This is a genomic window from Cupriavidus necator A5-1 (genome assembly GCF_000744095.1).
Taxonomy (GTDB): domain Bacteria; phylum Pseudomonadota; class Gammaproteobacteria; order Burkholderiales; family Burkholderiaceae; genus Cupriavidus; species Cupriavidus necator_A.
The window spans coordinates 493,733-508,998 of sequence record NZ_JQLI01000001.1; the positions used below are offsets into that span (position 1 = coordinate 493,733).

The 15,266-nt window shown below is 59.5% G+C and carries 8 protein-coding genes and 1 pseudogene; 6 read left to right on the plus strand and 3 right to left on the minus strand.

Annotated features, from left to right (window positions below; genetic code table 11):
• Window positions 1-39: 39 nt before the first annotated feature.
• On the minus strand, window positions 40-1,251 hold the full coding sequence (locus K307_RS02390; protein WP_042876082.1) for an SAM-dependent methyltransferase: 1,212 nt from the start codon (window positions 1,249-1,251) through the stop codon (window positions 40-42).
• 574 nt (window positions 1,252-1,825) lie between these two features.
• On the opposite strand from K307_RS02390, the gene cyoA reads away from it, so the two are divergent.
• The 4 genes from cyoA to cyoD are packed head-to-tail and all read left to right on the plus strand — an operon-like array spanning window position 1,826 to window position 5,744.
• A complete protein-coding gene (cyoA, locus tag K307_RS02395) occupies window positions 1,826-2,776 on the plus strand; it encodes a ubiquinol oxidase subunit II (RefSeq protein ID WP_080745093.1) in 951 nt (316 codons plus the stop codon).
• Between the two features lie 3 nt (window positions 2,777-2,779).
• Complete coding sequence (cyoB, locus tag K307_RS02400; protein ID WP_042876084.1) at window positions 2,780-4,756, plus strand: cytochrome o ubiquinol oxidase subunit I; 1,977 nt, start codon at window positions 2,780-2,782, stop codon at window positions 4,754-4,756.
• On the plus strand, window positions 4,753-5,373 hold the full coding sequence (gene cyoC, locus K307_RS02405; RefSeq protein WP_051974579.1) for a cytochrome o ubiquinol oxidase subunit III: 621 nt from the start codon (window positions 4,753-4,755) through the stop codon (window positions 5,371-5,373). Before cyoB ends, cyoC begins: the two co-directional genes overlap by 4 nt.
• Window positions 5,370-5,744, plus strand: a complete 375-nt coding sequence (gene cyoD, locus K307_RS02410; protein WP_042876086.1) for a cytochrome o ubiquinol oxidase subunit IV — start codon at window positions 5,370-5,372, stop codon at window positions 5,742-5,744. Before cyoC ends, cyoD begins: the two co-directional genes overlap by 4 nt.
• 66 nt (window positions 5,745-5,810) lie before the next feature.
• Here the strand turns inward: cyoD and K307_RS02415 are convergent.
• Both K307_RS02415 and K307_RS02420 read right to left on the minus strand, forming a co-directional pair.
• Window positions 5,811-6,912: pseudogene (locus tag K307_RS02415) on the minus strand (IS630 family transposase).
• A gap of 72 nt (window positions 6,913-6,984) precedes the next feature.
• Window positions 6,985-7,644 carry a TetR/AcrR family transcriptional regulator gene (locus tag K307_RS02420; RefSeq protein WP_042876087.1) on the minus strand — a complete coding sequence of 220 codons (660 nt, stop codon included), beginning with the start codon at window positions 7,642-7,644 and terminating at the stop codon, window positions 6,985-6,987.
• 683 nt (window positions 7,645-8,327) lie between these two features.
• Here K307_RS02420 and K307_RS02425 point away from each other — a divergent pair.
• Together K307_RS02425 and K307_RS02430 are read left to right on the plus strand one after the other, a co-directional pair.
• Complete coding sequence (locus K307_RS02425) at window positions 8,328-8,552, plus strand: hypothetical protein (protein ID WP_042876088.1); 225 nt, start codon at window positions 8,328-8,330, stop codon at window positions 8,550-8,552.
• A 398-nt stretch (window positions 8,553-8,950) separates the two neighbouring features.
• Window positions 8,951-15,187 (plus strand): trifunctional serine/threonine-protein kinase/ATP-binding protein/sensor histidine kinase, encoded by a 6,237-nt coding sequence (locus K307_RS02430; protein ID WP_042876090.1) that lies wholly within the window; start codon window positions 8,951-8,953, stop codon window positions 15,185-15,187.
• The last annotated feature ends 79 nt before the right edge of the window (window positions 15,188-15,266 follow it).

The window sequence follows — 15,266 nt, forward strand, 5'->3', positions numbered from 1 at the left end:
GTTGCCACCGCGTGAGCGCGGAAGGGGTAAACATGTCGCTCAGTGGCCACCGTACATATATCGCCGCGACCACGGCAAATTCTTTGCGCTGCGTCCCGCCTTGCGGCACACCACCTGATAGATGGACACATCGTCGTTCTCGAACGCATATGCGCAACCCGCGAGGTACACGCGCCAGATGCGGTACTTCTCGTCGTCGACGAGCTTCCTCGCTTGTTCCGCTTTCGCTTCGAAGTTCGCGACCCAGATGTTGAGCGTGTGAGCATAGTGACGGCGCAGGCTTTCGACGTCGATAGCTTCGAGCCCGCCGCGCTGGATCGATTCGAGCGCGAAGCTGATGTGCGGCAACTCGCCGTCGGGGAAAACGTACTTGTCGATGAACTCGCCGCCGCCGAGCGCCGTTTCGCCGCTGTCGTAATCCGTCGACGTGATGCCGTGATTCATCGCGATGCCGTCATCCGTGAGCAGGTCGCGGATCTTCTGGAAGTACGAGGGCAGATTCTTGCGGCCCACGTGCTCGAACATGCCGACGCTCGTGATGCGGTCGAACTGGCCTCCGACATCGCGATAGTCCTGTAGACGGATCTCGATCTGGCCTTCGAGTCCTTCCGCCTTCACGCGCTGCGTCGCGACATCGAACTGGTTCTGCGACAGCGTCACGCCCACGCACTCTGCGCCGAACTTCTTCGCCGCGCGCAGCACGAGGGCGCCCCAGCCGCAGCCGATATCGAGCAGACGCTGACCCGGTTGCACCTGGATCTTCGTGAGGATGTGATCGATCTTCTTTATCTGCGCGGTGGCGAGGTCTTCGCCGCCGTTCTCGAAGTACGCGCACGAGTACACCAGGTTCTCGTCGAGCCACAGCTTGTAGAACTCGTTCGAGACGTCGTAGTGATATTGGATCGCCTTCTTGTCCGACGTTTTCGAGTGATTGAAATAGCGCCGCACGCGAGCGAGCTTGCTCGCCTTCGTTGCCGTGCTACGCGCAAGCGAATATCCGATGCTGATGATGTCCGACAGCTTGCCTTCGATGTCGATCTTGCCCTTCACATACGCCTCGCCCAGATTGTCGAGGCTCGGTTCGAAAAGGAGGGGCAGCGCGGACGCGCTGTTCACTTTCAGCGTGACCTGCGGCGCGGCGAACCTGCCGAAGTCATGCTGCTGGCCATCCCACAGCACAAGGCGTGCTGGCAGGTTTGCAGTGGTTCTTACATCTGCCACCCATTGCGCGAGTTTCTTTTCCCAGATCATAGTTTGCAGACCTTGTGGCAACTAAACAGAGTTGACAGGCGCGAAGGCGGGCGTGACGCTTTGGCCTATGCGGCGAGGAATTGAAGGACCGCGCACTAACGCTCGTCGAACTGGCGGCGCTTCAGTGTCCTACGTGGCTTTGATGATAGTTAGCGGGGAGACGGTGGGCTATTACATATCACTGGAGCGTGCCGGGCTGTGACACTAAATGTTTATGCTACTCGGGACATGGCTGCGGTGCATTCTGCCGACGATCTTTATTACCTTAATTCTTGGCGGCTGCATGCTTTAGCGGAGTATTCCTGAGCGTGTGCAGGGAACTGATCTTAGCGGGAGCCCATCTACAATAAATCTTGGATTGCGACGCGTGTCTTGGCCGCCTACCCTCGTATGGCTGCCGCGTTAGTGACCATGTGTACGCCGTCCCGATGCAAGGGGATAAAACAGGTGGACGGGAGCAGGTTTCAATCCCGAACAGTACAACGCAGGCTTGAGCGATGCGAGCCAGCTGTACCGGTCTGCCCGTGATCTTCGCGGCCGGAGGCTCAAGAGATTCACTGTCGAGGTCATTACGATGGATGCTGCTGATCCCATCTACGCTCCCTCCAAGGCATTCTTCGGCACGCGCCGGCCAGGCGGTCTGGCTTTCGGCACGATGGCCATACTTCTCCTCAATGGCTGCACGATGGAACTGTTTTCCCCGCAAGGCATTATCGGGCAGCAGGAGAAGTCGCTCATCATCATCGCGCTGGTCTTGATGCTGATGGTGGTTATCCCTGTCATCGTTTTGACGCTGTACTTCGCCTGGCGTTATCGCGACACTAACCTGAAGGCGACCTATGCGCCCAAGTGGTCCCGCTCGACCAGGATCGAAGTGGTGGTCTGGGGCATTCCGTGTGTCATCGTGGCCTCCCTTGGCATTCTCATCTGGAACACCACGCACAAGCTCGATCCTTATCGAGCCATCGAGTCGAACGTTGCACCGGTCGAGGTTGAGGTCGTTGCACTGAACTGGAAGTGGCTGTTCATCTACCCACAGTATGGCGTCGCCTCGCTGAACCAGCTCGCCATTCCGGTCAACACGCCCATCGACTTCAAAGTGACCGCGGAATCGATTATGAATTCTTTCTTCATTCCGCAGCTCGGCAGCCAGGTTTATGCGATGGCCGGAATGCAGACGCGTCTCCATCTCGTTGCAAACGCGCCTGGCGTGTACCTGGGCCAGTCCGCGGCCTACAGCGGGTCGGGTTTCTCCGACATGCACTTCAAAACTGTCGCCACATCGCGTGAGGTGTTCGACAACTGGATTCGGGAGGCGAAGCAGTCTGCGCGACCCCTGGATGAAAAGACGTACCGCATGCTTGAGCGCCCCAGCAGCCGCGACGCGGTGACGCTGTATTCCAGCGTCGCGCCCGCGCTCTTCGCAAACGTCGTGGATAAGTACATGCATGGTGCTGAGCAGATTTGCCGGGCGGACAGTCCGGAGACCGTGCGAGCCCCGCATGCAATGGCTATGGAGCGCTGAGCTATGTTTGGAAAATTGAATCTTTCTGCCATCCCACTCCATGAGCCCATCATCATGGGGACGCTGGCAGTCGTCCTGCTGGCGGGCGCGGCCTTACTCGGGGCCATCACCTACTTCGGAAAATGGAAGTACCTGTGGACCGAGTGGATTACCTCAGTCGACCACAAGAAGATCGGCGTGATGTACATCATCCTGGCGCTGGTGATGCTGGTTCGCGGCTTTTCCGATGCCATCATGATGCGTACGCAGCAGGCAATGGCCTTTGGCGATGCGGCTGGCTACTTGCCGCCACACCACTATGACCAGATATTCACCGCGCACGGCGTGATCATGATCTTCTTCGTGGCCACGCCGTTCATCATTGGCCTGATGAACGTAATCGTGCCGCTGCAGATCGGCGCCCGCGACGTCGCCTATCCCTTTGTCAACTCGTTGAGCTTCTGGTTGTCGGCAGCCGGCGTGGTGCTCGTGATGCTGTCGATGTTCGTGGGGGATTTTGCTGCGACCGGCTGGGTGGCTTACCCCCCGTTATCGGAGCTCGGGTATAGCCCAACGGTCGGCGTTGACTATTACATATGGTCGCTACAGATATCAGGTCTCGGGACGACACTAACTGGCATCAATTTTATCGTCACGATCTTGCGCATGCGAGCGCCAGGCCTGACGCTGATGAAGATGCCGGTTTTCACCTGGACGGCGCTGATCACCAATATCCTGATTGTCGCCATCTTCCCGGTCCTGACCGCGACGCTTGCGCTGCTGGCGGCCGACCGATACCTCGGGATGCATTTCTTCACCAATGAGCTCGGTGGGAATGCAATGATGTACATCAACCTCATCTGGATCTGGGGACACCCAGAGGTCTACGTGTTGATTCTTCCCTGCTTTGGCGCATTCTCGGAGATTATTGCCACGTTCTCGCGCAAGCCGCTGTTCGGCTACCGTTCCATGGTGTACGCCACGTGCTCCATTGGCGTTCTGTCCTTCTGCGTCTGGCTGCACCACTTCTTCACCATGGGATCGGGTGCGAATGTCAATGCCTTCTTCGGCATCATGACGTCCATTATCTCCATCCCGACCGGCGTGAAGCTGTTCAACTGGCTGTTCACGATGTACCGCGGGCGGATCCGTTACCACTCGTCAACGTTGTGGACCATTGGCTTCATGGTCACGTTTGCGATAGGGGGGATGACGGGGGTGTTGCTGGCGGTCCCTGGCGCCGACTTCGTGCTGCATAACAGCCTGTTCCTGATTGCCCACTTCCACAACGTCATCATCGGCGGCGTGCTGTTTGGCTTGCTGGCCGCATTGAACTTCTGGTTCCCGAAGGTGTTCGGCTTCACGCTCAATGAATTCTGGGGCAAGGTCTCCTTCTGGTGCTGGCTGGTGGGTTTCTACCTGGCGTTCATGCCGCTCTATGTGCTCGGCTTCAAGGGCATGACACGCCGGATGAATCATTATGCCAACGTGGACTGGCACCCTTACCTGGTCGTCGCCCTGTGCGGAGCCGTAATTATCGGTGCAGGCATTCTCGCGCTGATTGTGCAACTGGGCGTCAGCGTCCGTGACCGAAAGAAGAACCAGGACCTGACCGGCGATCCTTGGGATGGCCGGAGCCTGGAATGGGCTACGGCTTCGCCTGCGCCGTTCTATAACTTTGCCCATGTACCCAAAATCACTTCGCTGGAGCAGCACTGGGACGATAAGGAAACGGGTCGGGCCTATGTTCGCCCGGCCAGATACGAGGCCATTCACCTGCCGAAGAACACGGCTGCCGGCGTCATCATCGCGGCGTTCGGCCTGGTTTTGTGTTTTGCCCTGGTCTGGCACATGTGGTTCGTTGCGTTCGTTGGTCTTGTCGGTGCAATCGGGACCTTTATTGTGCGTAGCTACAACCGCGATGTGGGCTACTTTGTTCCCGCCGCCGAGGTTGAGCGGCTCGAAAGCGCGCGCTATGCGCAACTCCAGGTGGCAGCATGACGCATCCAATGACTCGTGACGCTCACGTCCTTGGTGAGCACCTCGCCCACGATCGGCACGACGACAGCGCGAAGACGACCCTTGGGTTCTGGATCTACCTGATGGGCGACTGCCTGATGTTTGCGGTGCTCTTTGCCACCTTCGGCGTCCTGGTGGCCAACACGGCTGGCGGGCCCGGTGGTCGGGAACTATTCAGCCTGGCGTTCGTGCTCGGGGAGACAATGTTGCTGCTGTTCAGCAGCTTTACTTTCGGCGTGGCCATGCTGTCGATGCAAGACGGGTGCCAGGACAGCGTAGTGCGCTGGCTTCGCATCACGTTCATCCTTGGCGCTGCATTCATCGGCATGGAGCTGCATGAATTCAGCGAGCTGCTGCACAAGGGGGCGGGGCCTGGGGTGAGCGCATTTCTGTCCTCGTATTTCTCCCTCATCGGCACGCACGGGATTCACGTCACCCTGGGCCTGTTGTGGATGGCGGTCATGATGCATCAGGTCAGTCGCTTCGGACTGGATGGCGTGACCCGTCGCAGGCTGGCCTGCCTGAGCTTGTTCTGGCACTTCCTGGATCTGGTCTGGATCTGCGTGTTTACCTTCGTCTATCTTCGTGAGTTTGTATGAGCAACGATCATTTGCATGCTTTCGGGACCGCGTCGACGTCGCACGGGAGCCTGAAGGGCTATCTGAGTGGCTTCGTGCTATCGCTGGCGCTCACCTTCGCGTCATTTGCCGCCGTGATGTCGGGCCGGTTGCCACAGGGGAAGGCGTTGGTCGTCATTGTGGTGTTGTGCGTCGCTCAGTTGATCGTGCAGCTCGTCTTCTTCCTGCACTTGGGCACATCGCGGGACCAGCGCGAGAACACCGCTATCTTTTTATGTAGTGGCCTGCTTATCGCCATCATCGTCGCCGGTTCACTGTGGGTCATGCACAACGCCAATGGGAACATGATGCCCACAAACATGACTATCGAACGAGCGAAAACGCGCGACTAGGACAACATCCCGTAAATAGGTTTAATAAGTTATCCGGCTGCATGTACGGCTGCAGGATCGTGACGATCACCTGGGCCATCTCTGCTGATGTTGCGTCCCAGAAATAACTTTATATAGGCGCTCGATTTTGGCGAGGATCGAATCGATACAGTCCAGACAAAGGGGCGCTTGTGAACGTTGTAGTGCTCGACGTAGCGCTGGATTTGCAGGACCAGTTGGCGCACGCTTTCAGACGATCCGCGGCGGATAGCCTGCTGCGTGATCAACCCGAACCAGCGCTCGACCTGGTTGATCCAGCTCGAGTACGTCGGCGTGAAGTGCATGTGATAGCGCAGGCGTTTATCCAGCCATGCCTTGACCGTGGGATGCTTGTGAGTCGCGTAGTTGTCCAAGATCATGTGCACATACAGTGCTGCCGGAACGGCCTTATCAATGTGGTTGAGAAACGAGATGAGCTCCTGGTGCCGGTGTCGCGGCTTGCACTGCGCAATGATTTCGCCAGTGGCGGCGTTCAACGCAGCGAACAGCGTCGTAGTGTCGTGACGAATGTAATCATGCGTGACGCTCTCTACGTAGCCAGACCCATTGGTAGTACGGGTTGTGTGCGCTCGAGCGCCTGGCACTGGCTCTTCTCGTCCACGGCCAAGACCAATGCGTTCGTAGGCGGGCTGAGATACAAGCCGACTATGTCGCGTACATTCTCCACGAAGTACGGATCGCTCGACAGCCTGAAGCTCTTGGCGCGATGCGGTTGTACGCCAAATAGGGCGAAGTATCGCGCCACCGAGCTCTTGGAGATGCCTGTGTCCTCGGCCGCGGTGCGCACGCTCCAATGTGTGGAACCACGCGGCTTCTCATGTAGGGCCTTGCTCAGCAATTCGGCCACCGCTTCATCGTCATGGGTATGAGGTCGCCCCGACTCGGCCTGATCGTGCAAGCCGGTCAGTCCATGTGCCACAAATCGCTTCTTCCAGAAAGTCACCGCAGGTGGCGTCACCCCACACTGCGCTGCAATCTCTAAATTGGGATGACCGTCAGCCACCATCAGTATGAGCTTCGCTCGGCGCACCAGCGAGTGAGGCAGCGATCGTGAACGGCTCATTGAGGCGGGTTGCTCTCGTTCACCGGCTGACGCTTCCACCTTGATTCCTGGTCGTCCCATGGTCACTACTCTCAAAGGCAGTGACCATCTGACCCCTTATCTTTAATAATGTTTCTTTCGGGACAGAACACCAGGTCTTTAATGAGGGGCTTTGCTCAACGCTTTCCACACAGCCTTTGTGGCGATTCGAAAGGCACCCAAATCGGCCACATTGTTCTCGCGCAGGCGGATAAAGACGACCAGACCATGCAGATGCGAAACAATCAGCTCTGCACGCAACGCGCACTCAGCGGATGGGAGTGACGGGTTGAGCTTCGCAACGAGGCCCGCGAACAGGTCGATGAGTTCGCTCTGGATCTCGGCCATCAGGTCGTGTACGAAAGGTTTGTGCTCGGCCAGGCTCCAGCAATGAAGGGCAAAGGCACCAGCGTTTATTTGGGGGCCTGTCAGTAGGTCAAATAGTTGGTCGACGATGCGCTCGAGGCGGTCTTCGGGCGATCGAGCATTGTCTTTTGCCAACTCCCGGTACCCGGCGATGTAGCGCCGAGCCAGTTCCTGGATGGCGCTTCTCAAGAGCTGCTCGTGAGTGCCGAAGTAATGCTGAAGCGTTCTCAGCTGAATCCCTGCGTCGTTCGCAATGCGGCGTTGGGTGAATCCGACATAACCTTCGGCCGCAAATACGCTGATCGCCACCTCAAGAATTTCGGGGACGCGTGTCGTGCGATTCCCACGACGTTTGGGCTCAGGAACAGGATTAGCTCCTCGGATTCCGTCAGATGTGAATTTCAGATCTTTCATCGCAGGTCGTTCGATGCGGGATCGCTTCTGGTGGATTTCGGCCTACAGCCCGCCCTCGCAAAAGTATAAGTCAGACGACTTAAAAATAGTAGTTGATTCGCACTATGTAACAGGATACTTACATCCAAACGTCCATGGAGCGTAGTGTATGCCGGTTTCCCCTCTAGCAATTTCTGCTTGTGTATTCGTCATTCGTACACTAATAATTAGTCGTGCGACACATTTGCGTTTGGTCGCTGGCAACGGGTCTCGGTCGACGACGAGGGCAAACCAGCGGTTGAGCGATCCCCGAGGATGGGGCATCAGGAGGCAGAAATGGGTGCGGGCGGACAGTCGTTGCGTTGGCTCATCGACAAATGGTTTGTTCTCGCCACGGGAAACGCTTATCGGCTTACGCGATCCCCGTGGGCTGAGTCGTCTTCATGCCGCTATGTCTGCTTCGAGGTAACTCGCACGGGCGACGCGCTAAAAATCTTCTTCTTCCGCCACGAAGACCGCTCGTGGAGCGTCTTTCCTCCCGCGCCCAAGAGACCGTCGCGCACTTTGGACTAGGCGCGTTTTAAAGGACAACAGCAGGCATTGTTGCCTGGCAAGCGGAATCGATGCCAAGCCACCGCCGGGCGCCGCTTAAGCGCTCGACACGATTTGCCGAAATTGCCCACATCCAGGCGCGGAGGTGACCGATGCACATGCTGAAAATAGCCATCGCCTTGGGGATGCAGGTCACGCTTGTTGGCCGTATTGGCATGCAGGAATACCGGAGCGTGCACGGCTTGTTGCAGGCTTTGCGACGCGTCGCTGAGGCGGTACTGATCACGGTCCCAACCGTTGCCAAACGCCCGGAACTGACCGACTCGGAGGGCAGAACCGGTTCGTCGAACAGCCAAGGATATGAGGTCCAGCGATGATAGGCAGCATCACTCGGTATAACAGTCTGTGCAAGCGGTCGGGGCGATGCGCTGCTCGCGGGGGGCATATCGGGCGGAGAGGAGGAGGGCGCGCAAATCGAACCGGCGCGCACGCTGCGGATTTGCGGAGCACATTTAGTCGGATGAAGACGCGCCGCAACCGGAGGCCTCTCGCGCACAGGGGCGGGAAACTGGAGAAATCCACATGAACGCTCTTCGTCAGGTTTCTTTCGCTTTCTTTCAAGCCATCGATGTCTCGCGCTATGCGCCATCTTCCTGCTTGGCGGGCTGGCTCATTGGCCAGCTCGCTTTCGTGAGGCATAAGAAAGGCCTCAATTTTGAAGGTGTCGTAGGTCGGCCGCTTACGACTCGGACAGGACCAGGATCGACCAGCATTCATGAACCCGATTGAAATCGATGCGATTCACGCACCGTGGCCCCACGAGCGCGACCGAACAGCCCTTGCTCCCGAAGATGATGGCTGCAAGCCTCTCGAGAGTCTCGTCGATGCACCGATGGACTCGGGGACCTTCCTGCGCCTCGCTATTGGCATAGCGTCGGCATTGAGAAAAGTCCACCAAAGCGGGCTCGTGCACAAGGACGTCAAGCCGGCCAACATCCTGGTGCATCCAGACAGTGGTGAAGTTCGGCTCACGGGCTTCGGCCTCTCCTCGCGGCTTGCGCGAGAGCGTCAACGATCCGAGCCGCCCGAGTCCATCGCCGGTACGCTCGCCTATATGGCGCCTGAGCAGACCGGACGGATGAATCGTTCGATCGACTCCCGCAGCGATCTCTACGCATTCGGCGTGACGCTCTACCAGATGCTCACGGGAAGCCTGCCCTTCTCCGCCGACGATCCGATGGAATGGGTGCACTGCCATATCGCGAGAGAGGCGGTGCCACCACATGAGCGCGTGCGCCACCTGGCGCCGGTCCTTTCGGCGATCGTGATGAAGCTGCTCGCCAAGATGGCGGAGGTGCGCTACCAGACCGCGGCAGGTGTTGAAGCGGACCTGCGACGCTGCCTTGCGCAATGGCAAGCCGGGCAACGTATCGACGAATTCCCGCTTGGCGAGCACGACATCCCTGACCAGTTGATGATTCCGGAGAAGCTGTACGGGAGATCGCGCGAGGTCGAGACCTTGCTTGCCGCCTTCGAGCGCATCAACGAAAGCGGAGCGCCTGAGCTGGTGCTGGTCTCGGGATATTCCGGCATCGGCAAATCCGCCGTCGTCAACGAGCTGCACAAGGCGCTGGTACCGTCGCGCGGGCTTTTCGCGGCGGGCAAGTTCGACCAGTACGAACGCGACATTCCATATTCGACGCTAGCGCAAGCCTTTCGGAGTCTGTTACGGCCGCTGCTTGGCAAAAGCGAGGCGGAGCTGGCGCCCTGGCGTGACGCGCTTCACGAGGCGCTGGGATCGAATGCAGGCCTTGTCGTGGATCTCGTTCCGGAAGTGGAGCTCATCATCGGCGCGCCGCCGCCAGTTCCGGAGTTGCCTCTACAAGACGCGCAACGCCGCGTTCAGCTGGTGCTCAGTCGGCTTATCGGCGTATTCGCCCGGCCAGAACATCCGCTGGCGCTCTTCCTCGATGACTTGCAATGGATCGACGCGGCGACGCTCGACCTGCTGGAGGACCTGTTGACCCGGTCCCGTCCGCAGAACCTCATGCTTGTCGGCGCCTATCGGGACAACGAAGTCAATGCCGCGCATCCGCTGACGTGCAAGCTCGATGCCATCAAGGCCGCCGGCGGAGCATTGGCAGAGATCAAGTTAGCGCCGCTTGCCCAGGAGCATCTTGAGCAGTTGATCGCGGGCGCGCTTCGCTGCGAGCCAGAGCGTGCCACTCCGCTCGCGCAACTGGTGCTGGACAAGACCGCCGGCAATCCGTTCTTCGCCAATCAGTTCATTTCTTCGCTCGCCGAAGAAGGAATGCTCGCCTTCGATCACGATGCGGCGCGCTGGTCCTGGGACCTCGCTCGCATCCACACGAAGGGTTATACCGACAATGTGGTTGAGCTCATGGTTGGCAAGCTGAATCGCTTGCCCATCGAAATACAGCAAGCGCTGCAAACGCTTGCGTGCATGGGCAGCGAGGCGAAACTCGTCTTGCTGGAGACAGTATCCCAGCGGCCGAGGGGTGAATTCCAGGAACTGCTCTCGGAAGCAGTTCGGACAGGCCTCATTTCCTGCACGGAGGATTCCTGCAGCATTGTCCACGACCGGATTCGGGAGGCGGCCTACTCCCTGATCCCGGAAGACGCGCGCGGACAGATCCATCTCCGGATCGGCAGGTTGCTCACTGCCTGCTTGTCGCCGGAAAAGCTGCCGGAGATGATCTTCGAGGTCGTCAACCAGCTTAACCGCGGCGCACACCTCATCACGTCACAGGACGAGCGCGAGAAGCTCGCCGAGCTGAACCTGATCGCCGGCAAGCGCGCGCAGGCCTCGTCTGCCTTCGCCTCTGCGCTGACGTATCTCAGCGCAGGCGCAGCGCTGATGCGGGAAGATTCGTGGGAGCGCCAGCAGGAACTTGCCTTCACCCTGGAGCTGCATGGGGCCGACTGCGAGCTATGGACGGGCGCACTGCCGTCCGCGCAGGAACGTCTTGCGGCGCTTGCAACGCGCGCTGTCGACACGGTCCAACTCGCGGCCGTCGCCAGCCGGCGCGTGGATCTATACACGATGCTCGGTGATAGCGACCACGCGGTTGCCGTGGGCCTGGAATACCTCCGGCATGTGGGCATCAACTGGGCAGCGCGTCCCACCCAACAGGAAGCGCATCGCGAGTACGAGCGGATCTGGTCCCAACTCGGAAGGCGCGAGATCGAAGATCTCATCGACCTGCCGCTGATAAAAGATCCAGAGTCTCGCGCTACGCTCGACGTGCTTACCACACTTGGCGCGCCGACGCTATACACCGACGAGAATCTGTACATGCTCACCATGTGCAGGGCGGTCAATCTCAGCCTGGAGCATGGCAACTGCGAAGCCGCACCTGCGAACTACGTCTCGGTCGGGCTTATCGCCAGCAACCGCTTCGGCCATTACGACGCAGGCTATCGACTCGGAAAGATGGCCTGCGATCTGACCGAACGCCGTGGATTGCAGCGCTTGTCAGGAAAGACCTATTCGGTCTTCGCACTGGTCGTACCTTGGACACGACCACTCCGGGAGAGTGTCGACCCGGCTCGACGTGCTTTTCAGATGGCGAACGAGCAAGGCGACCCGACGTTTGCTGCATACGCCTGTCGCAATATCAGTTCCAATCTTCTCGCGTCGGGTGCTCCACTCGATCGGGTTGAGCGTGAAGCCGAACTCGGATTGGAGTTTGCACGCACGGTGCGCTTTGGATTCGCTGCCGACATGATGTCCGCCCCGCTCGCGCTGGTCCGCACGCTCCGTAGCGAAGCCGCGAAATTCGGCGCGCTCGAGGTTGGCCCGTTCACGGAGCGCTCGTTCGAGGCGCGCCTCACCGGTCACCCGGCTCTGGCCTTGCCTGAATGTTTCTACTGGATCCGAAAGCTGCAGGCGAGCTTCTTCGCCGGTGACTATGCATCGGCTGTCGATGCCGCGGAGAAGGCTGAAGAATGCTTTTCGACGTCTGCGTCGCTGTCGGTCATGCTGTTGGAGAGGGCGGAATACCACCTCTATGCCGCGCTCTCCCGGGCTGCCCGCTGCGAGCCCATGGGTCCCGATCCGTATGCGAAGCATCGGGATGCGCTGTCGGCACACGACCGACAACTCCGGGCATGGGCGGAAAACTGCCCTCAGAACTTCGAGGATCGTGCGGTGTTGGTCAGTGCGGAGATTGCGCGCATCGAGGGGCGCCTGCTCGAGGCCATGGATCTGTACGAGCAAGCCATTCGCTCCGCGTGTTCGAATGGCTTCGTTCAAAACGAGGCGCTGTCCTACGAACTGGCTGCCCGCTGCTACACGGCGCGCGGTCTTGAGGAGATTGCGCGTCTCTACCTGGGAAACGCACGGCGTGCCTATCTGCGGTGGGGCGCCCATGGGAAGGTGCGGCAACTCGATCGGCTCCATCCGGGGTTAAGGCAGGACGATCGTACCACGGGCCTCACGGGAACGATCGACGCGCCGGTTGAAGATCTGGATCTCGCCACTGTGATCAAAGTGTCGCAGGCAGTGTCGAGCGAGATCGTCCCGGAGAATCTCATCGAAACGCTGTTGCGTACGGCCATCGAGCACACCGGCGCGGAACGTGGGCTGCTGATTTGCCCTCGCGACAGCGATCTTCTGATCCACGCTGAAGCGAAGACGTGCGGCAGCTCCGTGACGGTCAGCCTGCAAGAGGCGCCCGTTTCCGCGGACACGGTTCCCGAGTCGGTGGTACGTTATGCCGCGCGTACCCGCGAGATCGTGCTTCTCGACGATACTTCAGTCCCGAATCCGTATTCCACCGATCCGTACATCGGTGCGCAGGGTGTCCGGTCGGTACTCTGCCTGCCGTTGATCAAGCAGGGTGTGATCGTTGCGCTGCTGTACTTGGAAAACAGGCTTGCTCCAGGCGAGTTTACGCCCGGCAGGATTTCTGTCCTGAAGGTGCTGGCTTCCCAGGCGGCGATTTCGCTCGAAAACAGCAGTCTGTACCGCGAGCTCCGGAAGCGGGAGGCGGAGATCCGCCGCTTGGTCGACGCCAACATTGTCGGGATCCTGATCTGGGACCGCGAAGGCGGAATTCTCGAGGCCAACGACGCATTTCTCCGTATCGTCGGATATGAGCGTGAGGATCTCGTGTCGGGTCGGTTGCGTTGGACCGACCTGACAGCTCCCGAATCACTCGCCCACGAACGTGAACAAATCTTGCCGCAGTTGGATCTGACCGGCAGCGTGCAACCCTTCGAAAAGGAATATTTTCATAAGGATGGTCACCGCGTTCCCGTGCTCGTCGGGGCGGCCACTTTCGACGACGAACGCAGGCGTGGCGTGGCCTTTGTCGTCGACATGGCCGAGCGTAAGCAAGCGGAGGAAGAACTGCGGCGCAGCCGCCAGTATCTGGCGGAGGCGCAGAAAGTCAGCCACACCGGAAGCTGGGCATGGAGCCCCGCCTCGAAAACCAATCGGTACTGGTCGGAGGAGTGCTATCGCATTCTCGGGTACGACCCGGCGCAGGGGATCCCTTCATTCGACTCCGCCGTGGAACGCTTCCATCCCGAGGACCGGCCCAGAGTCCTGGAAGAGCTGGAGCGATACGTGCGCGACGGCGCGGAGTGCGAACAGGAGTTCCGCCTGCTCTTGCCGGACGGCAATGTACGCTATGTCCGCAGCCTGAGCCATCCCGTGCTGGCAACCTCCGGCGACGTGGCCGAATACATTGGCGCCATCATAGACGTCACGGAGCAGAAGCGCGCCGAGAAGGCGCGCGAGGAACATCTATGGTTCCTCGAGCGCATGGATCGCATTAACCGCGCCATGCAGCGAACGAACGAGGTCGAGGGCATGACGCGCGGCGTGGTCGAGGAGGCGCTGGCGATCTTCGATTGCGACAGGGCCTGGCTGCTGTATCCCTGTGATCCCGAGGCGCCGGCGTGTCGCGCGGTGATGGAGCACACGCATCCTGACTATCCGGGCGCTTTCGCCCTTGACCAGGAGTTGCCGGTGGACGCCCAGGGAGCCGAATTCCTGCGTGACATGCTGCACGCCCCAGGAGCAGTGGTAGATCCAGGCATCACGCCAGAGATTCGCGACCGGTTCAACATCCTGTCGATGATCGCGATCGCGATTCGTCCCAAGGGCGACCGGCCGTTCTTGTTCGGGTTGCACCAGTGCTCGCACTTGCGCGCCTGGACAACCATGGAGCGGCGGCTGTTCGAGGAGATTGGCAGACGCCTGGAAGATGCGTTGACGAGTGCACTCGCGCACCGCAACCTGATCGCGAGCGAAGACGCGCTGCGACATGCGCGGGAAGAGCTCGCGCAGGCGTCGCGGATTGCGACAGTGGCCGAGCTGTCCGCGTCCATCGCCCACGAAATCAATCAACCGCTGCAAGCCGTTGTGGCCAATGGGCAGGCATGCCGGCGTTGGCTCGCTGCAACGCCGCCCGACATCGATAAAGCCCGACTCAGCGCCGAAGCCGTCATCCGCGGCGGCATCGTCACGGCGGACGTGATCAGCCGCGTTCGCGCGCTGTTCAAGCACACGGCGCCTGTAAAGGTCGAGCTTGACATCAATAAGCTGATCCTTCAGGTCTGCACGCTGATGGCTGACGACATTCAAGGAAACGTGATCTCGCTCGAGACTCGGCTCGCGCAGGATGTGCCGATGATCAGAGCCGACGCGGTGCAGATTCAACAGGTGATCGTCAACCTTGTGCGCAACGCCATCGAGGCATTGTCAGCGACGGTGGAATTACCGAAGCCGCTATGGATTCGCTCTCGTCGTGACGGGAACAACGTGGTGGTCGACGTTCAGGATGAAGGCATGGGGCTGGCGAATCTGGAGACAATATTTGAACCATTTGTTACCACGAAGGAGACGGGCATGGGCATGGGTCTGGCGATCTGTCGGTCGATCGTCGAAGCACACGCCGGCCGTATTTTGGTCGTCCGAAATGAGGTCCGTGGCGTGACCTTCAGCTTCAGCCTTCCGAGCGAGGCTTCGGATGCAACATGAAAGCATGTGGACAGCCTTCGACCCGTGCCGCAACGCATATCGAATTCCGCCTGGTAGCCGACTCGTTGCCTCAACTGAT